General features: G+C 58.7%; 18 protein-coding genes. 3 read left to right on the top strand and 15 right to left on the bottom strand.

Annotated elements, in window-relative coordinates; all coding sequences use genetic code 11:
* Window positions 1-426 precede the first annotated feature (426 nt).
* The 3 genes from phnE to HMPREF3135_RS00885 are packed head-to-tail and all read left to right on the top strand — an operon-like array spanning window position 427 to window position 3,150.
* The gene (gene phnE / locus HMPREF3135_RS00895; RefSeq protein WP_242451394.1) at window positions 427-1,323 is read left to right on the top strand and encodes a phosphonate ABC transporter, permease protein PhnE; all 897 of its coding nucleotides are present in this window, start codon (window positions 427-429) and stop codon (window positions 1,321-1,323) included.
* Window positions 1,324-1,369: 46 nt separating this feature from the next.
* Window positions 1,370-2,038: an HAD hydrolase-like protein gene (locus HMPREF3135_RS00890; RefSeq protein WP_070437385.1), complete on the top strand. Its 669-nt coding sequence runs from the start codon at window positions 1,370-1,372 to the stop codon at window positions 2,036-2,038.
* Window positions 2,039-2,079: 41 nt separating this feature from the next.
* Entirely contained in the window at window positions 2,080-3,150 is a 1,071-nt protein-coding gene (locus HMPREF3135_RS00885; protein ID WP_242451395.1) for a zinc-binding dehydrogenase, read from the top strand.
* 328 nt (window positions 3,151-3,478) lie between these two features.
* On the opposite strand, the gene HMPREF3135_RS00880 is transcribed toward HMPREF3135_RS00885, so the two are convergent.
* The 15 genes from HMPREF3135_RS00880 to HMPREF3135_RS00810 form a co-directional block, all read right to left on the bottom strand.
* Entirely contained in the window at window positions 3,479-5,272 is a 1,794-nt protein-coding gene (locus HMPREF3135_RS00880) for a DUF2075 domain-containing protein (RefSeq protein WP_197737679.1), read from the bottom strand.
* Between the two features lies 1 nt (window position 5,273).
* Window positions 5,274-5,597 carry a nucleotide pyrophosphohydrolase gene (locus HMPREF3135_RS00875; protein WP_070437381.1) on the bottom strand — a complete coding sequence of 108 codons (324 nt, stop codon included), beginning with the start codon at window positions 5,595-5,597 and terminating at the stop codon, window positions 5,274-5,276.
* Between the two features lie 6 nt (window positions 5,598-5,603).
* A complete protein-coding gene (locus HMPREF3135_RS00870) occupies window positions 5,604-6,512 on the bottom strand; it encodes a copper transporter (RefSeq protein ID WP_070437379.1) in 909 nt (302 codons plus the stop codon).
* Between the two features lie 29 nt (window positions 6,513-6,541).
* A complete protein-coding gene (gene steA, locus HMPREF3135_RS00865; protein WP_070437377.1) occupies window positions 6,542-7,726 on the bottom strand; it encodes a putative cytokinetic ring protein SteA in 1,185 nt (394 codons plus the stop codon).
* 25 nt (window positions 7,727-7,751) lie between these two features.
* A complete protein-coding gene (recN, locus tag HMPREF3135_RS00860; protein ID WP_070437375.1) occupies window positions 7,752-9,491 on the bottom strand; it encodes a DNA repair protein RecN in 1,740 nt (579 codons plus the stop codon).
* A gap of 58 nt (window positions 9,492-9,549) precedes the next feature.
* Entirely contained in the window at window positions 9,550-10,512 is a 963-nt protein-coding gene (locus HMPREF3135_RS00855; protein ID WP_070437373.1) for an NAD kinase, read from the bottom strand.
* Window positions 10,505-11,344: a TlyA family RNA methyltransferase gene (locus tag HMPREF3135_RS00850; RefSeq protein ID WP_049171668.1), complete on the bottom strand. Its 840-nt coding sequence runs from the start codon at window positions 11,342-11,344 to the stop codon at window positions 10,505-10,507. The genes HMPREF3135_RS00855 and HMPREF3135_RS00850 overlap by 8 nt, the downstream gene beginning before the upstream one ends.
* Before the next feature lie 5 nt (window positions 11,345-11,349).
* The gene (locus tag HMPREF3135_RS00845) at window positions 11,350-11,625 is read right to left on the bottom strand and encodes a hypothetical protein (RefSeq protein ID WP_049189958.1); all 276 of its coding nucleotides are present in this window, start codon (window positions 11,623-11,625) and stop codon (window positions 11,350-11,352) included.
* Between the two features lie 6 nt (window positions 11,626-11,631).
* Window positions 11,632-12,672 (bottom strand): HAD-IIA family hydrolase, encoded by a 1,041-nt coding sequence (locus HMPREF3135_RS00840; protein ID WP_049193446.1) that lies wholly within the window; start codon window positions 12,670-12,672, stop codon window positions 11,632-11,634.
* Window positions 12,673-12,792: 120 nt separating this feature from the next.
* Window positions 12,793-13,974 (bottom strand): tetratricopeptide repeat protein, encoded by a 1,182-nt coding sequence (locus HMPREF3135_RS00835; protein WP_070437371.1) that lies wholly within the window; start codon window positions 13,972-13,974, stop codon window positions 12,793-12,795.
* A gap of 112 nt (window positions 13,975-14,086) precedes the next feature.
* Window positions 14,087-14,983, bottom strand: a complete 897-nt coding sequence (locus HMPREF3135_RS00830) for an RNase H family protein (RefSeq protein WP_070437369.1) — start codon at window positions 14,981-14,983, stop codon at window positions 14,087-14,089.
* Between the two features lie 44 nt (window positions 14,984-15,027).
* Window positions 15,028-15,786, bottom strand: a complete 759-nt coding sequence (locus tag HMPREF3135_RS00825) for an iron ABC transporter ATP-binding protein (protein ID WP_070437367.1) — start codon at window positions 15,784-15,786, stop codon at window positions 15,028-15,030.
* On the bottom strand, window positions 15,783-16,826 hold the full coding sequence (locus HMPREF3135_RS00820) for an iron chelate uptake ABC transporter family permease subunit (RefSeq protein ID WP_083280584.1): 1,044 nt from the start codon (window positions 16,824-16,826) through the stop codon (window positions 15,783-15,785). The genes HMPREF3135_RS00825 and HMPREF3135_RS00820 overlap by 4 nt, the downstream gene beginning before the upstream one ends.
* Window positions 16,819-17,766 carry an ABC transporter permease gene (locus HMPREF3135_RS00815; RefSeq protein ID WP_070437363.1) on the bottom strand — a complete coding sequence of 316 codons (948 nt, stop codon included), beginning with the start codon at window positions 17,764-17,766 and terminating at the stop codon, window positions 16,819-16,821. The genes HMPREF3135_RS00820 and HMPREF3135_RS00815 overlap by 8 nt, the downstream gene beginning before the upstream one ends.
* A gap of 39 nt (window positions 17,767-17,805) precedes the next feature.
* Window positions 17,806-18,813, bottom strand: coding sequence for a siderophore ABC transporter substrate-binding protein (locus HMPREF3135_RS00810; protein ID WP_049189966.1), 1,008 nt, complete (start codon window positions 18,811-18,813; stop codon window positions 17,806-17,808).
* Window positions 18,814-19,682 lie beyond the last annotated feature (869 nt).

Raw genomic sequence — 19,682 nt, 5'->3', positions numbered from 1 at the left:
AGGTCCTATACCTCCAGCCCAGAAAGCAGCACAGAATCGACGACACAATCCACCACCAGGCCCCTAACCCGTCGACACCCCCGACCCGGACGACGGAAAGCTCGAGCCCCACCGGTTACGCCGGCGCACCCAACGGCGAGCCGACAGCTATAAACAAAACGATTTCGCATTGCGCGAAATCCTCGCAGGGACTCTACGAACAAGGCACCACCTGGTTTACCGACGGCACCTCCGGCTGGACGCAGTATTGCGCCAACAATTTCTATGACGGTCTTTCCATGAACACTGCCCCGGAACCTCAGAACAACGAGCCATCCCCGTGGGTTCAAGGCCAAATCGACTGGGCCGATTGCCTGAACTCTGGCCATTCCGAGGAAGAGTGTCGCGAGATGTTGAATTAGGCAACCCCGCCGCCTTCCACGAGATATGATGCGCAAGTCCGACTCTTCCCTGCTGTCCGGCACCTGGGTGGACCGCATGTGGGGAACCAAGATCAAGGACAAGCGCAAGGCAGCCAAGCAGGATGCCACCGACGGTAAGCCGTCGATTAACCCGCCGTGGACTGCAGCCCGCGGCTCCCGCGTGCTGACCATCATCGCACTCGTGGTCATCACCATCGCTGCATTTGCCGAGACAGAAATCTCCGCCTCGAGTTTCTTCACCGGCCTGGCCAACCTGCCAGAGACCATGGCGCTGTTCCTGCCGCCGTCCTCCGGTGGTATTGCCGGCGAGATTGTCCAGCTGCTTCTCGATACCCTGCAGATCGCCTTCGCCGCCACCTTCCTCGGCGCTATCCTCGCCATCCCGATTGGCGTCATGGCTGCCTCCAACGTGGTCGCCAACAAGTGGGTACACGGCTTCTTCCGCGTTCTGATCGTGGTCATCCGCGGTATCCCGGAGCTGATTCTGGCCATCATCTTCGTGGTCATCTCCGGTCTGGGCCCGGTCGCCGGTACGCTCGCGCTAGCTCTAGGTGCCGTTGGTCTACTGTCCAAGCTGGTCGCTGACTCGCTGGAAGAAACCGACACTGACGTGCAGGAAGCCCTGCGCACTACTGGCGCAACCGAGTCGCAGATTTTCTTCGCCGGCACCGTTCGCCAGGCAATCCCGTCTTTCATTGCCCACTGCCTCTACCTGCTGGACACCAACATCCGCTCGGCTACGTTGCTGGGTGTCGTCGGCGCAGGCGGCATCGGCTTCCAGCTGCTCAATGCTTCTCGAGTCAACCAGTTCGACGTCGTCACCTACATCCTCATCCTCATGGTCGCTGTCGTCCTCGTCGTCGAGGCGCTGTCCATGTGGCTGCGTGCCGCCGTCCGCTAATCCCCCCCCCAGTCCCCGTCTCCTTCTACCGAAAAGGAAAATCTCCATGACTTATCAGCTCGCTATCTTCGACATGGCTGGCACCACCATCGACGACCGTGACGAGGTCTACCGCGTCCTCCGCGAAGCCACCGAACGCGAAGGCGCTCGCTACTCCGACGAGACTTTCCAGCAATACATGGGTACCGAGAAGTTCTGGGCGATTGGCAATCTGCTCCGTGAGGGCGGCATCGAGCCGACCCCAGAGGTCCACAACCACGCGTGGGAGTTCTTCCGCGCCGAGCTTGCTCGCACGTACAAGGAAAACCCGCCGACCCCACTGCCAGGCGTCGAAGACATGCTGAACGCCCTCCACGATAAGGGCATCAAAATCGGCTTGACGACGGGCTTTGCGCGCGAAATCGTCGATATCATTGTCTCCTCCATGGGGTGGGACAACGGAATCATCGACACAGTTGTCGCCGGTGACGAAGTCGAGCACGGCCGCCCCGAGCCCGACCAGATCCTGGCTGTTATGGAGAAGCTCGGTGTGACCGACGAGGCGGCCGTGATTAGCTCCGGTGACACCGATGCCGATGTCCGTTCCGCCCAAAAATCTGGCGTGACAAGCGTCGGTGTGCTCACCGGCCACCTGACTCGGGAACAGTTCGACGCCCTCGGTGCCGACCACGTTCTGGATTCGTCCGCGAACCTGCTGGACCTTGTTGGAGAGTAGGACCCAGACTGTAGATCTGACCGAATAGGTACACAACACTGATGACAACTCCGACTCCCTCGACACCTTCCACTCCTACTGCACCGATGGAAAGGGCCCAGACACTTGTCTGGCACGGCGGTAGCGACTTTCGCATGCAGGAAGTTCCTATTCCTGCTCTGCAAGAAGGCGAAACCCTAGTGGAAATCACCACCGCTACGATCTGTGGCTCCGACCGTCACACCGTGCTCGGTCGCCGCAGCGCACCGTGCCCCAGCGTCCTCGGCCACGAGGGAGTCGGAGTCGTCCGCGCCACCCGCAACCCAGATTTGCAGGTTGGCCAGCGCGTTGTGTTCTCTGTCACCGCGCCATGCATGGAGTGCGACCGCTGTGAACGCGGCATGACCGCCAAGTGCCGGAATTTGAAAAAGACTGGTCACGAGGCCTTCGATAGCGACTGGCCTCTTTCAGGGACCTATGCTTCCCATATTGTGCTGCGCAACCATCAGCCAGTGGTAGTAGTCCCCGACTCGCTTCCCGATGTCGCTGCCTCCATCGCGACCTGCGCCGGCGCCACAGTGATCGCTTGTATGGAACAGGCTGGACCCCTTGCAGGTAAACGAGTCCTGGTTATGGGCATCGGCATGCTCGGCCTCATCGCTGTTGAGGCAGCTGTTTTTGGTGGCGCCGCTGAGGTTGTGGCCATGGACCGCAACCAGACTCGGCTTGAATGGGCACGACAGTTGGGTGCGGTTGTGCCCGACCCGTCGGCTGCTGGTGCCGATTCCGAACCAGAGCCTTTCGATATCACCCTCGAGTTCTCCGGTAGCGAATTCGGAGTCGCTACCTGCATCGGCAGCCTCGACATAGGTGGTCGAGCGGTGCTGGCCGGAAGTGTTGCCACGTCACCGGCTTATGCCCTCGATCCGGAGTGGCTCGTCCGTGGCTGGCGCACCATCACCGGTGTCCATAACTACGAGCCACGGCATCTTGCGCAGGCGGTAGAGTTCCTTGCTGACTCCCAGATTGATTGGGACACGGCTGTGTCGGGACCAATTGCGCTAGAGGATGTGCCTGCGGAGGTGGAGGCGGTGCAGGATATGTATTTGAGAGCGACTGTGACGTTTTCCTAGCAACCGCTGGAAAGAAAAGGTACGCAACAGAAAGAATTTCAACCAAGGCTGTTACCTATCTCAGAGGAGAACTGCGAAAAACATTTTCTAGGGCATTGAAATGAAAGACTTCATTGGATAAGAGATTATAGATGGTCAATAAATATTCTCGAAAACCAACATCCAAAACGAATCACAGCTTCTAATAGCAATTCAACAGCGGGTTATAATCCCAGTTTCAATTCCCTATTCAATAGCCCTGGAAGTCCATCCTTCGAAACAATTGAGAACGTGAAACAGCGAAACGCTGCACTTTTTGGAAAATTAAATATACTGAAACTAAACCCGGTTAATCATCCGCTATTCCAGATGCGGCAGCAACCAACGCTTCACGAAGCTCGCGATCCACAGCATAGATATGTAGCCCGTGTACCCCTCGAGTAAGTAAGACATTAAGCTGATTCTTCAACAGTTCTTCAGCGAAGGACTGTTTCGACCCGTCTTTCAACGTTCGTTTATTCTTCACATTTGGGTTCCACGACTCAGATGGGTCAAAGATAATCTTTCCATCACGATATTTGACAGAGGGGCCAATAATGACACCAGCATAGTTCAGGTCAAAACCTTGGATAGTAAAAATAGAACCAATTTCATCAATAGTTTGTGGGCGCTCTGCCCAGCTCAGCTGTAGACCTGCAGTCTTCTTCTCAGTACTCTTCTTTTGATTGTTCCATGGCATTGAAAAATCACCGACTCGAACCCGCCAGAGTTCATTCTCCGCAGGTGGCCGAGCACTCGAAAACTGCCAATCATACGTGGCTATTAACCTAGATAATCCTTCCTCTACATTCGACGCTTTGTCCTTAATTGACTCGTAAAGCTGGTTAGGATCATCGAAAATCTTAATACTATATTTATTATCCTCCGGAATTTTATGGATAATACCGTCATCGACAAAAGAGCGTACCCACTGAATGGTATCCTCCGAGGCAAGCATCCTCATCTGAAGCTTTAAATCAATACTTTTATCGACTCGTTGCTCCATCCATTCCAAATCCGCCGGCTCCCACACCTGATTTGCGGCAAGAATCTGGTCAGGATCAAATACTGCTACCACTACATGTGCACGTTCGAGAATATCTTTGAGGTGATTTTTACCCCTGTACGACTGTTTTCCTTGCGTCCATAGCAAATGAGCTTCGTCGATTAGAACGACATCTACCTTTTCCCCAGGATTCCGATGATTGATAAAGGATGTCGGCTTCATGACTTTAAGATTCTTGGTACTCGAAATACCGAGTTTTTCAGCAACCTGCTGATAAACAGTAACCTGCTCATCGTGGTTGACTAGCATATACGCGTCAAGGGTCGATTTCCCAAGATGTTCTTCGATAGCTGGGAGCTTTTGATTCAAGTCATAAAAAACGCTGCTAAGCAATACTGTTTTGCCGGTTCCAGCAGCGCCTGAGACCATAATCAGCCTAGAGTCGCCGATTGATTGCATTTGATCTACAACTGCATTAATTATCTCAAACTTTGCATCAGACTGCTCTGTAGTTAGCTCATGGAAAGGTGATGCTTTAAAAAGTGCAGATTCGCGGATAATACGTTCAGCTGGAAATAGCTGTTGATCCAGCGCATGTAGTTTAGACCAAATCTGGGTGAAAGATTTGTCTAAATGCTCTTTGGTGAAGTAATCACCTTGCGCATTTGTTCGCGCATTCTCAGTAGCAACACTGGTCTCACTGGCAGACTTCACCGATTCGTTGCTAGGCAAGTACTGCATAAGTCGATTCTCAATATCCAGAGTCAACGACTTATTAAATAGAGAGTGCCCAATCACGTACATCTGGGTCCCAGCGCCATCACGTAAATCAATCCAGAGATTTCGCTTGGAGTTAGATGCCTTTGTATCCCCCTCGAGATGTTGGGTCGTTCGCTGGACAATCGAGTTCGTTTCCCCCACATAGACTCGATAGGATCCCTTGTTGTCCCGCAATGAAATGATGTAGACCGTAGGGTAGTCAATAATAAAACGGCGGTAAGGAATGTCTTTGCCTTTTAGCTCGTCGATGCCACTACTTGCGTAGTCGACTCGCTCAACAAATGCCCTTGGGGCTGGAAGCAGTTTTCTCTTGCTCACGTTACAACCTGTCGTGCTTAAGCGAACTTCCCGTGCTTTTACTACGCGGATAGCGCACTTCATTTAAGGCGATTTTCTTCGCAATCGCCTCATTAGGATCGATTTCAGCCCTACGAGCCAGTAAAAGGCAGTAGCTCAGCACATCTGCAAGCTCATCCTCGAGATCGGCTTTTTCGTATTCTGCGTCCCATTGAAAAAGTTCGAGCAACTCAGCAGACTCAATTGAGATCGCTTTAGCAAGATTCTCAGGAGTATGAAAAACCTCCCACTTTCTGTCAGAAGAGAACTTGAAAAGCTGCTCTACTGTTTCCCGACTAACTTCCATGTGTTTTTACCTTTTCAAGTCCCCAACAACCCCGACCTGCCCCGCCGCATCCGACACAGCGTCTACACGCTTCACGACAGGGTCGGCGCCCCAGCGCTCGTCCGGTAGAGCGCTGACGCCTTCGCGTCCATAACCGTCAGTCCCCACCACTACGTGACCAGCAGCATCGTCACCAGCACCAAAGCCCTCAGCAAGCGCAACGGCAAGATCCGCTACTAGGCCCGCACCGAACTCCGGGTCCTCGCCCTTGTCAATCGCAGCGCGCGAGACCGTGCCGTGATTACCAACAATCACGATGCCAGCAGCCGGGCGCAGGGTCCCCTCTTCATACTCGACAAAGCCGGCGCCCTTCAGGGCCTCCAGCAGTAGCTTCCGGTCAGCAGCGGAAGCTCGCTCTCCCCCATCCTTATCCAGCTCCAACACCGGAGCCAGCGCCTGGCCAGCCTGTCGGCCCGGCTCACGGCGCTCCGGATCCAGCTGCACATCAGCCGGCAGCGAGGTAGAAACCGTGTCCTTCAGTTCATCCGCACCAGCGGAAGAGAGGAACTTATCGGTCAACTTCAACACGCCCGCATCCGGGGCGCCAGCAGCGCGCAGAGTCTCGGAAACCCCTGCAAGCTGCTCATCCGTAGCATCAGGAGTGGCGATAACCAGGACCGGCACGTCCTTCAAAGAGTCCTTGACAATCTCCCCGATGATGGGCTCGATGATGCGGTTAGCTTCATCGGCACGCGCTTGCTGCGCATCGGCACGTGCAACAGCGGCATCGCGCTCAGAGGCAGCACCAGTGCCAAAATCAATGCCAGCACCAGCGGGGTTGAGCACATAAGCACCCAGCGCAGCGCCTGCCGCAACACCGAGGGCAGCACCTGTCACACCGGCTGTAAACTTCCCGCTCCTGCGCTTCTTCGCCATCGCCCGTCCTACTCCCTACCTACGAAAGACTACTTAAACAGCCCCTGGAACCACAGTGCAATGGAGTTCCAGGTATCAATCAGATTCTCGCTGACAGAGCCATCACCGGAGGTACCAGCGATAGCAAAGATCACCGCAACGGCGACAAAGATAGCGAGGATTGCCCAGGCCACACCGAAACCACGGCTATTGACCTGGTAGAGGTCGGCGACCATGCGACCGTCGACAAGCTTCTCGCCGACCTTCAAACGCGACAGCAACGCCGACGGCACACCGCTTTGATTCTCAGCGTGGTAAATGCTGTCGATGTTCTGCGGGGCGCCGACGGAGACGACCATGTCGGCGTCGTGATGCGCGGCGAAGACCAGCGCCAAGTCAGTGGCGGAATCGGACAGCGCCGGGAATGTCATGGCGCCAATGCCGAGGTCCTGAATGCGCTCAAGGCCTACCGCGTGACCATCCGGGTCGGCAGGCAGAATCACGCAACCAGCGGACCGCAGCGCCTCGGAGTTGATGCTCTCCGGGTCGCCGATGATGTAGTCCGGCTCGTACTTCAGGTCGAAGAGCGTGTCGGCACCTGCATCGACGCCGATGAGCAGCGGCTCGTACTCGCGAATGAAGTTCTTCAAGTCTTCCAGCGTCTTGCGGTGTCCCTCACCGGGGCTGACCACAACGACCTTGCGGCCGTGCAGTGGCTCTGTCTCGTCCGGAATGCCCAAGCCATCGATGTAGAGCGGAGACTCGGTCTTGGCGAACTCCACCAAGTTGCCGGAGAGCGCCTCCAGGCGGTCGACCATGCTGGTGCGGCCCTCGTCGAAGGCGCGCTCGAGCTCGTCCTGGTCGACCTCGTCGCCCTGTCCAATCAGGCGGTCACCGTGGTAGAGCTTGCCGTCGTGAAGCCTTGCGTTCTTGCCGTCCTTGAGCTTCTCGAAGACCTCGGCGCCGGCGTTCTGCACCATCGCAATGTCGGCATCGCGCATCATCTGCGGGCCGTAATTCGGCACAAAACCCGTGGTAAACGCGCCGGTGTTCACCACTGCGGCGACCTTGGCATCAATCAACTGCTGTGCCAGTGGACGCGAGATATCCGGCGCATCGATCACCACGATGTCACCTTCGCCCATACGCTTCAGCGCACGATCCAGGCGGGAACCGTCCCGCACGGTCCCCGAAATGCCAGGAAGATCTTTTTCGTTCCGAGAGAACAGACTCATGGCACTTAGTGAAACATAAGTGCAGCTACTTGGCCGCGAAGGCGCGCCGAGCTTGATCCAGAAGATCTTGCGCGTGCGCACGTCCGGAGTCCGAATCGTCCAAGCCCGCCATCATCCGCGCGAGCTCGTCAATCCGCTCCTCGTCCCCCAGGCTCGTCACCTTCGACGACACCGCACCCGAGCGCGCATCCTTACTGACCACCAAGTGGGTATCCGCAAACGCCGCCACCTGAGGCAAGTGCGTGACGACGATCACCTGGTTATTCACCGCCAACTGCTTCAGGCGCTTACCAATCTCCACAGCCGCGCGCCCACCAACACCGGCATCGACCTCATCGAAAACCATCGTGTGTCCGGCCTGTCCTTCGGCGAGGACAACTTCCAATGCCAGCATGATACGGGAAAGCTCACCGCCGGATGCGGAAGAAGCCAGTGGACGCGGCTCGGCACCTTCGTGGGCGCGGAGCTTGAACTCGATGTTGTCCACACCAGCGGGGCCAAAGGTGTCGGCCTTGGTGATCTCCACCACCAGCGAGGTATGTGGCATGGCCAAGCCCTTGAGTTCCTTGGTCACGGCCTCTTCCAGGTGCTTTGCGGCTTTTGCACGAGCCTTGGAGAGCTTCCGCGCGGTGGTGCCGAGTTTCTTCTTTGCGGTTTTGATCTCCGCTGTGAGTTTGTCCAGGGCTTCGCCGGAGACATCCAGCGTGGCGAGCTTGCGCTCCGCCTTATCCCTCCAGGCCAAGACACCTGCGATGTCCGGGGCGTACTTGCGGGTCAGGTTCTTGATCTCCTGCTGGCGCTGCATGAGCTTGTCCAGGGACTCGGTTTCCTCCGGCAGACCGGAGAGAAACGCGCCGAGGCCAGCGGAGATCTCAGAGAGCTGGCTGGTCAGTTCATTGAGCTGGTTGGAAAACTCGGTGAGTTCATCGTCGTCTGCGGCGGCGAGCTCGTTCGCGGCGGCGCCGAGGAGTTCGGCTGCGCCGGAGTCCTCGGTGGCGGCATCCATGCCGGTCGTGCTCACGGCAGCGGCACCATCAATGGAGGCAAGCGCCACGGCTGCAGCGTCGCGGAGACCATCCAGATCCTGCATGCGGCGGATCTGGGAGGCCAGGTCCTGGTCTTCGTCCGGCTCGGGTGAGACCGCATCGATTTCTTCGATGGCGAAGCTGAGCTGGTCGGCACGCATGGCCAGTTCGCGGCGCTTGGAGGTCTTCTCTTCCAGTTCTTTGGCCAGGGCGCGCCAGTGTGCACGCTGCTGCCGGTAGGTTTCCAGCGTTGGTGCGATGGTGTCGGCATCCATGCGGTCGATGGCCGCACGCTGCTCATCAGCGCTTTGCAAGCGCAGCTGATCATTCTGGCCATGAATGGCAACCAGACGGGTGGAGACATCCGCCAACGCCGCAGCCGAGGCACTGCGGCCTCCAACCCACGCCCGGGAGCGGCCCTTCGCGGAGACCTGACGAGCAAGCAGGTACTCATCATTTTCATCGCGCTCGCCGCCGAGCTCAGAAACCACAGCATCGATGGTGGCTGACTCTTCCTCCGAGAGGTGCTCGGTGGTAACGCGGCCTTCCACCAGGGCCTTGTCTGCGCCGGTGCGCACGCGGCCGGCGTCGGCACGCGCGCCACAGAGCAACTTGAGGCTGGTGACCACCATGGTCTTACCCGCACCGGTTTCCCCTGTGAGTACGGTCAGGCCTGGGCTGAATTCAAGCGTCGCGTCGGGGATAACGCCGAGGTCGCGGATGGAAATCTCAGTCAGCATGGCGCCTGCAATCAGTCCTTCCCTTGAAGTGTCGGGTCTCGTCTGCCGTGTTTAGGGGCTATTGAGCTTCGGCGGGGCCGCGCCACCCGGACGTCGGCAAGCGGAACTTGTGCACCAGACGATCGGCGAACGGCTGCTCGTCCAGACGCACCCAGCGCACCGGCTGCGCGCCACGCTCGATTTCAATGCGGCTGCCCGGAGGCATAGAGATATTGCGGAAACCATCGAGCACCGCGACCGCCTCGGCGGTCTCGTGGTTGGTTTCAATGGCGATGGTCGAATGCGGGGAGATCACCAGCGGGCGGGAGAACAGCGCGTGGGCGTTATTGGGCACGACCAGCATGGCGTCGAGTTCCGGCCACAGCACGGGCCCACCTGCGGAAAAGGCATACGCGGTGGAGCCGGTCGGCGTGGAAATCAGCACGCCATCGCAGCCGTAGGAACTCACCGGGCGACCATCGACTTCCAGGATGACGTCCAGCACACCACGCCGGTTGACGTTTTCGATGCTGACTTCGTTCAGTGCCCAACCCGAGCCAATTACGCGGCCGGTGGTGTCACGGACGGTGGCGCGGATCGTCATGCGGTCCTCGATACGCCAGGAACGCTTGATGACGCGATTAATCGCCTCCGTCATGGACTCCTGCTCCCACTCGGCGAGGAAGCCCACGTGCCCCATGTTGATGCCGAGCACCGGCAGATCAGCCGAATGCGCAATATCCGCGGCGCGCAGGAAGGTGCCGTCACCGCCGAGGACAAGGACGAGTTCGCATCCCGATGCCGCCTGCGGCGAATGCCAGTAGCGCGGGTACTTACCAAGCGTTGGGTGCGCGGCCAGCGCCTCCGGGTTCTTACCGGCCAGCACGCGGATATCGATGCCCGCAGCTCCGAGCAGCTCGGCGGCCTCGGCGGCCATTTCCAGGTTGGCGCTACGGCCAGTGTGTGGAACCAGCAGAATCTCGCGCTTGCCGGCGCTGGTCTTGGGCTTGCTTTCCCGTGAGTGAGTCTTCGCGCTAGTCATTGTGCGGCCCCTCCTCAACAGCCTTGGCGATGGCCGCAGCCATAGCCTCATCACCAATATCGCTGGCGCCGCCGTCTTTCACCAGCCACAGGAAGAACTCCACGTTGCCGCTCGGACCCGGCAGCGGGCTGGCCACGGCTGCGCGGAAGGACAGCCCCAGAGTGCGGGCGTATTCGGCGACTTCCTGGACAACTTCCTGACGCAGTGCATCGCTGCGCACGACACCACCGGAGCCAAGGCGCTCCTTGCCCACCTCGAACTGCGGCTTGACCATTGGCAGCAGGTCAGCGCCCTCGTCGAGGCAGGAAACAATCGCTGGCAGGACCAGCTTCAAAGAAATAAACGACAGGTCGCCAACCATGACATCGGCCGTGCCACCGAGAATCTCCGGCGTCAACGTGCGGACGTTAGTACGGTCGAGCACAACCACCCGCGGGTCATCCTGCAAGCGCCAAATCAACTGACCGTAACCGACATCGACGGCGTAGACGGTCTCGACATCGCGGCGCAGGCACACATCGGTGAAGCCGCCCGTGGAGGCACCGGCATCCAACACCTTCCGGCCCTTCAAGTCCAGGCCCTGCGGCTCGAAAGCCTCCAGTGCGCCGAGCAGCTTGTGAGCCCCGCGCGACGCCCAGTTCTCGTCTTCTTCCAGACCACTGACGCGAATGGACACGTCCCCCGTCACCGCAGTCGCGGGCTTAGAGGCGACAAAACCACCGACCTCAACTCGGCCGGCTTTAATCATGTCCACTGCCGCCTCACGGGAGCGAGCAATCTTCCTTCGCACCAGCTCCGCATCGAGCCTGCGCTTAGGAGCTTTCTTTGCCACCGCGTTCACTTTCCTTCCCTGCGTGACGAGCCCAGGGCCTCATACAAAATCTCATGCGCCCGCTCAAACTGCGCGACTCTCTCCTGCGGCGTCGGGGCAGGTGCTGACAGTGCGGCCGCCACCTGCTCGCGGACGTCCTCCGGAGTTACCTCACGCGCGCCGGGCATCGCCGCCGGGCTAGGCGCAGGGCTCGGTACAGATGCAGGGCCGGGTTTCGGCCCCGGCACAGGACCAGCGCCCTGCCCCAGCCCCTGCCCCGGCTTCGGTGCAACCTCACTCATCGGCTATCACTTCCGCCAGGCAGCCAGCGCCGCCTCAGCAGCCGGGCCCTCCGCGCGGACCTGCGCGACCTCGACTGCGCCAGCACGACCAGCCTCAGAGTTCCACACCACATCTACGACCGTCAGCAGAGCCGCCACCGCGGCCTCCGCCGGGTTCACCAACCGAAGATCTTCCATGTCACCGCCAGAAAGAACGATGACACCGGCCTCCGCGTCGTCGTAACGCGCGGTGAAACCAGCCTGCGGAGCCGGACGTGCCTGATCCAGCTCACGATTCAGCGCAGTCATGTCAGCACCGATGAGCGTCGGGCGGTGCTCAGGCGGCGCCGCAACGACATCCATATGCGTGGAAACGCCTGTGACCACCATAAACGTGTCCATCTTTGCCGCATTTCCGCCCGCGATGTCGGTGTCGAGGCGATCCCCAATCGCCAGCGGATTCTTCGCGCCCACACGCTCCGCCGCCTTAATAAACATCGGCGGCTTCGGCTTACCCGCCGACAGCGGCGCCACGCCCGTGGTCGTAGAAATCGCCGCAGCGACCGAACCATTACCAACCAGGAAACCGCGCTCCGACGGCAGCGTCGTATCCAAATTCGACACCAGGAAGCGCGCACCTCGCGACACCGCCAGCGCCGCCTCCGACATCTGCTTCCACGTCATCTCACGGTTGAGCCCCTGGAACACCGCCGCAGGGTTGTCATCAGCGGAATCCACGAGGTTGTACCCCGCCTCACGAGCCAACTGCTTAAACGACTCCGCACCCAACACAAAAACGTTCGAGCCCGGCTCAATGACCTCCGCCGCCATCTCAATGGCCGCCTGCGCCGACGTCATCACATCGTCCGCGTGAACGTCATAGCCCAGCCCATTGAGCTGATCCGCCACCGTCTGCGGCGCGCGCGAGGCATTGTTGGTAATAAACACCATCGGCAGCGCCGCCTCAGTCAGCCCCTCCAGCGCGTTCGGAATCGCCGCGCCACCCTCGTAAATCGTGCCATCCAGATCCAGCAGAGCGGCATCATAGGAAGAAGCGACAGAAGCCATGGGGGTTCATTTCTCCTTTTACGAAATAGGAACGCTTTACGACGAATTGTAGATGCGCAGCCCGATTGCGCCAGCGGTGCGTTAGCGGTGGCTGATGTTGCGAGCCGGCAGCTGGGCTGATTACTTGCTCAGCTCTTCGATGCGCTCACGAGCATCGAGCATCTGGTCCACATCGATCTTGGCGCAGCGGGTAAACCACACCTTGGCATCGTCTTTACGACCGGCCTCCACCAGCGCATCAGCGTAGGCGTAGAACAGACGAGCTGCTTCGAAATCCTCGCGGTCCGGGTTCAGATCCTGGGTCTCCAGCTCAACCAAAGCCTCATCGATCTGGCCCATATCTCGGCGAGCACCTGCGGCGACGATAGCCAGCTCAGTCTTGGACTCGTTGTCCAACTGCTTGGCTTCCTCGGAGCGAGCCAACTCAATGGCCTTCTCTGGGCGACCGAGGCCGCGCTCACAGTCCGCCATGACCGCGAGCATGCCCGGGCCACCGGAGATGCGGCGAGCAGCACGCAGCTCCGCCAAAGCTTCCTTCCACTCACCTGCGTGGTACGCGGCAACACCAGCGGTCTCACGAACGACACCGACGCGACCAGCGCGGTCCTTCGCTGCGCGGGCGTGCTCCAGGGCACGCTGCGGGTCTTCAGCCATCAGGATTGCGGACATAATCATGTGACGAGCAACCTTGTCGGCGTTGTCCTTAGCCAGGCTCTTCAGATCCTGGCGCACGCTCGGGTCGAGCTCGTCTGCGCGAATGTCATCTGGCAGCTTCGGCTCGTTCTTACGGGCCTCAATGCGCTCCTCGCGGAAGCCTGGGCGCTGCGGGCCGGTGCGGTGCGTACGCTTCTCATCCTGGAAGCGGCCACCACGGTTGGAGCGACGTGGCTTGCCGCCACGACGGTCGAAGTTGCGACCTCCCTGGCCACCGCGCCCGACCGGGCCGCGACGATCATTGCGGTCGCCGCGGTCGTTCCGGTCAAAGCTGCGCTCGCCACGATCGTTGCGCTCATTACGATCATCTCGATTGTTGCGGTTGTAACCACGACCGCCACGGCCACCGCGCTCATTGCGGTCGCCACGGTTAAAGTCGCGATCATCGCGATCATCACGACGGAAGCCCCGCGAACCACGGGAATCGCGGTTACCGCCACGACCACCTGGGCCACCACCCTGTCCACGACGATCGTTGCGGTTGCGCCCGTTAAAGCCGCCCTCGCCACGACCATGGGAACGGTTAGACCCGCGGTTTCCGCGATTTCCTCGGCCTTCGCCGGAACGAGGACCTTCGTGCTCAGCCATGAAGTCGGAGCTCCTTATATGTAATGAGTAAAAGAATTTATGTGTTTTCAGGCTACCAGTAACCCCGGATTGCCTGGCGGTCTACCTAAAAGACCAAACTTTCATACTACCGCTAAGACCTGCCCACATTCCAGCCCAGCAAACGTGCGGAACCTGTGGCCTTCCCCACTGCTTGGGACAAATCCCAGACAGCCAGGCCAACCCAGTCGTCAGTGGTGAACTGCGCGGTGGCGGTGGTTCCCTCGATGCGGAGCTCATGTTCGGCATCCGAAAGCCCGTCTGGCACGGCGAGGTTGGCGCCCAGGGCGTCGTTAAGCAATGCCTTGAGTGCGCGGGCATTACCCTGCTCAGCGCGATGTGCGGCGCGGCGGAAAATGGTGAGCGCTTCCTTGGCGGCGTCCTCGGGTGTCACGGTGGTGTCGACGGCGAGGTCAAAGAGGCCTTCCTGCTCGAAGGTTGCGGCCTTGGGCGTCTTGGGCTCGGAACTAGGCGCGGCGGGCGCGGTTTTTGTCGGCGCCGCATTCGTCTGCGCGCGACTACCCGCGCCAGCGAACCCTGGCCCCTCGGGTACGGCGGTGCCCTTCTGATACGCAGTGGCGGCGGCGCGGGCGCGCTGATCAGCGGCCTCGTTCATGTCGTGGCCGGAGTGCCCCTTAACCCACTCGAGGTGAATATTACGGCCGACGAGCAGCTGGTCGATGTCCTGCAAAATGTCGACGTTGAGGACAGGTTTACCGTCGCGCTTCTTCCAGCCCTTGCGCTTCCATCCCGGCATCCACTTAGTGACGGAGTTAATCACATACTGCGAATCACACAGTACGAAAAGCGGCTCGTCGGGAATGTGCGCGGTGGCGCGGAGCAGCTCGGCAAGAGCGGTGAGCTCGCCGCGGTTATTGGTTCCCTCTTTCCATCCGCCGGCGGCCCAGCAGCTGTCGTCGATATACCAGCACCACCCGGCAGGTCCGGGGTTGTGCAGAGCGGAACCGTCAACGGCAGCAGTAATAGTCATGAGGCTAGATTGTATCGGCTGCGTGGGACCGGCCAGGAATTGCCTTAAGAGCCGTAGCAGGCGACCGGTCCGTGCGGACCCTCGACGATGTCAATCTGGGTATTGAAGATTGGGCTCAGAACCTCCGAACGCATCAGCTCTGCGGTTGGGCCGTGCTCGACAATCTGGCCATCCTTGACCGCACAGATGTAATCGGCGTAGCGAGCCGCGAAATTGATGTCATGCAACACCACCACCATGGTGCGCCCCAACTCGCGCACTGCAGTGCGCAGGTACGACATGATGTCGACCGAATGAGAAATATCCAGGTTGTTCAACGGCTCGTCGAGAAGCACGTAATCCGTCTCCTGGCAGAGCACCATTGCGACATACGCGCGCTGACGCTGCCCACCGGAGAGCTCGTCGAGGTAGCGGCCCTGGAGCGCCTCAAGATTGAGGAACTCGATGTACTGGGAGATGATGCGCTCGTCCTCAGCGGTCAGGCGCCCCTGGCTGTACGGGAAGCGGCCGAAACTGACCAGCTGGCGCACGGTGAGACGCGTGACGAAGTGGTTGTCCTGGCGCAGAATCGACAGCACCTTCGCCAGATCCTTCGACTTGGTCTTGCCCACGTTGTATGGACCGACGTTGATGTCACCGGAATCGACGGCAAGGAGGCGGCCAATCATAGTCAAGAGCGTGGACTTGCCCGCGCCGTTCGGACCGATTAGAGCCGTGATCGCGTTGGTTGGAATTTCCAGGTCAACGGGGCCAATTGACACCTCGCTGGTATAGCTCTTGCTTACACTGTCGAGGAGAATCATAGCCGTCCCTTCTTCAAAACGACGTAGAGGAAGATCGAACCGCCAACCAGCTCGATAATGATGGACACCACGCCCTGGGCATAGAAAACGTGATTGAGGATGAAATACGCACTGGCCAGCGTGACGTAGCCAATCAGCGCCGCCATCGGCAGCACAAAGCGGTGGTCATAGGTATCCGCAGCCTGGTACGCAATGGTCGCGACCAGGAAGCCGAGGAATGTCATCGGGCCGACCATAGCCGTCGATACTGCCATCAGCACCGACACCGCGACCAGCACAGTGATGGACCGAACCTGGTAGTTCACACCCAGATTCGTCGCGACCTCACGCCCCAGCGACATGACATTGAGGACCCGCGAATGCAACGCAATCACCACGATCGCCCCTATCACGAGCGGCATCGCCACCGGGAAAAACTCCGGGTCAGCGTTGTTGACAGAGCCGAACAGCCGCGCCGTCAGCAGGTCAAAATCCGAAGGCGTGAGCATGCGCTGCATGAACGTCGACAGCGAAGCCAGTCCGCCACCGATGACAATGCCCACCAGCAGCATGCTGTGCATATCCGCGCCCTGCCCGGTCAGCAGCCACGCATACAGCACCAGCGACAGCCCCACCATCAGCGCGAGCTGCAGCACAAACGCGCCAACCGAGCCAGCTTTCATCAGCCCCGTCGCACCGAAGAAGTACACCGCAGTGGTACTGATAGCCACGTACAGCGCCTCAAAACCCATAATCGACGGCGTAATAATTCGGTTATTCGCAATCGACTGGAACGCCACCGTCGCGACGGCATGGCAGCAGGCAACCACGATCATGGCAATTACGGCATCAAGACGCCGGCGCGCAATCAGCCAAAAACCATCCGTACCGAACGGCAACGGGTTATCCCACGCGAGCAGGCCCGCCGTAAACAACACCGCCAGGCCCACCAGCGCAGCAATGATAATCCAGTACCTGCGCGCCGCGGCGGCCGTGCTAAACGACGTCGTTTGCGGCCCGGCCTGGTCGGCCACCGTGTGAGTTGAACTGAGATTAAGCACGACGCCGCTCCACAATCAGATAGACGAAGATGGCAGCTCCCAGGATGCCGAGAATCACCGATACCGGGATCTCGAACGGGGCGATAATGACGCGGCCAATCAGGTCCGCAATCGTCACGGTGCCAATTCCCACCAGGCACACCCACGGCAGGTTGGAGCGCAGATCATCTCCACGGAACATGGAGACGATATTCGGGACGATGAGCCCCAGGAATGGGAGGTTGCCCACCACGACGGTGACCAAACCTGTTGCGATTGCAATCAGCCCCGTTCCCAGGAACACGATTCGCTTGTAGTTCAGACCGACGTTGGTGGCAATGTCCTCACCAAGCCCCGCAACCGTTAACCGATCGCTGAATACGAAGACGATTGCAACCACGATGACGACCAGCCACAGGAATTCGTACTGCCCTTTATAAATGGCAGTAAAGGAGCCTGCGAACCACACGCCTAGCGACTGCAGCATGTCCGTCTGCAACGCAAAGAAAGTCGAAATCGAACTGACTACCGCACCCAACATGATGCCCACGATGGGCACAACCAGACTTGACTTCAAAGCGACACGGCGCAAGAACAGGAAGAACACTGCCGTGCCGATGAAAGCGAAGATGATTGCCCCGCCCATCCGACCAAGCATCGAGGCCGAAGGAAAGAAATACATCACGAAAATCAGGCCGAGACCAGCCCACTCCGTGGTTCCCGTGGTGGTGGGTTCGACAAACTTGTTGCGCGTAAGTAGCTGCATGACCAAGCCACACATCGCCATCGCGGCACCCGAGAGCACTAGTGCAATGGTGCGCGGTATACGCGTAGTGGCGAACATCTCCCAGCCGTCGTCGGCGCCCAGGATGTCGTATTGGCCTACAAACAGCGACATAGCCACCAGGACTGCCACAAAGGCAATCCCGATGGCTAGTCGGGAATCCAGTAACTTCTGCATAGAGTTGGTGAGGTACTCCTGTGACTGGTCAGAGAACTATTAGGCCTGCTCGAAGGCGTCGGCAAGCCCGTTCAGAATCTCCGTGTACGTGATAATGGACTCGTTGGTGTAGGTGTCCTCTGGGGCGTAGTAGATCTTGCCCTCCTTGACTGCCTTCACGTTCTTCAGCGGAGCAGCCTCCTCGACCACAGACTGTGCCGAACGGTACTCATCGGTACCGCGGACAGAGGTGCCGGCATCGCGGTCAAGCACCATGATGAAGTCCGGGTTCGCCTCAGCGATGGACTCGGCGGAAATCTCATCACCCTGGTGGTCATCGCTGGCCTTGTCGACCTCCAGCGCCGGCTTCATGCCAATCAGGTCGAACAGCGGGCCGAAGGTACGACCAACAGTCGGAGCAATGTAACCGAGGGTGCCGCCCGACGAGTTAAGTGCCATGACCTTCACGTCCGGGTTGTAAGCCTTGCGAGCACGCTCCAGAGCCTTGTCAAAGTCTGCGATGAGCTGATCGGCTTCCTTCTCCTTACCGAAGATGGTGCCCAGGCCCTTAGCGTGGCGCTTGAGCTCCTCGTCCAGCGGCTTGCCCTCGCGCGGCTCAAACTCCACAATCGCGGAGTTCGGAGCGAGCTTCTTCAGGTCATCGTAGTACTTGCCGAAACGCTGACCGTTCACAATTAGGTCCGGGTCAGCAGCAGCAACAATTTCGAGATTCGGCTCGCGGTGATTGCCGATGTCCTGAACGTCAGGATTGTCCTTGTAGTCGGAAACCGTGAACGGGATAATCGGTTTAGGAGCTGCAGCCAGCTTAATACCCCACTGATCGAGCATCTCGAAGGAACGGTTATCCGTGGCCACAACAGAGTCAATCTCGGCAGGTACGGTCTGCTCACCATGATTATCAGTAACGGTAATAGTAGACCCGTTGCCTGCAGCTGCAGACTTATCCTCGTTACCGGCATCAGTAGAACATGCACCAAGAACAAGTCCAAGGCTCGCAACAGATGCAACTACGATATTGCGAATACGGCCGGAGTTAGAACGCGCCACTTAAAGGCATCCCTTCGGTCACAGTAGGATTGTTAAACAAACGCGACTTAGACGCCGTTACCCAATCACTTACTTAGGTAATCATTACCTGTGAAACATTAGCTTAGGGTTCCCTATTTAACAAGTAAATACGTTATGAAATTACGCAATATTTAGGGCATATTTCGAACCTGGCTTAGCGTTGGCTAATTTGTGCTGGTAAAGGCACAATTGCAGCGTTCGTTAACGGGGGTAACTTGTGCCCTACGGAAGGTAGTATGTGCGCTATCGACGTATGTTTGGGTCTCGCTGGGCGTAGTTGGGCCTAGTTGACAATGAGCTTGCGAGCTTTGCTTGTGAGTTGGGGCTGTAGGCGTGATGGAGGGGTTGTGGGCGTGAACGGGGCTGCGGGCGTGGATGGGGGACGCAGATGTGAATGGGGGCTGTAGGCGTAAATACGGGCTGCAAAGGTGAAACTGTGTGAGTTTATGACACTTTCAAGCGATTTTTCGCGCTATTTCTGTCATAAACGCAGTCAGTAACTTTAATTAGCCCACAGCCGCTGCCATAGACCCAGGAACTACCCCCGCATTCCCCCGCCAATGACAGCCATAAAGGCAGTCAGTAACTCACATCGAGGTAAGCAGCGAAAGGTGCCAACCGGGCGATCCTCTAAGTGGACACGCCTGTGTCCATTAACCCGGACACCCTTTGCCCCCCCCTTAAGCCACGAGACACCGGTAAGCCCGCCTTCCGCTACCGAGCAGACCAACCCCCTCTTTAATGTCGTTGACCTGTGGGTAACAAAAAGTGGGCCGCAGCACCCCACCCCACACGGGAACTGGCTACCACGACCCACAACAATAAACTTTTTATGCCGGCGGCGACCT

The sequence above is a fragment of the Corynebacterium sp. HMSC14H10 genome (assembly GCF_001807105.1).
GTDB lineage: Bacteria > Actinomycetota > Actinomycetes > Mycobacteriales > Mycobacteriaceae > Corynebacterium > Corynebacterium jeikeium_D.
Note: the sequence above shows the minus strand (reverse complement) of the source record. Positions and strands in the feature narration are given on the sequence as shown.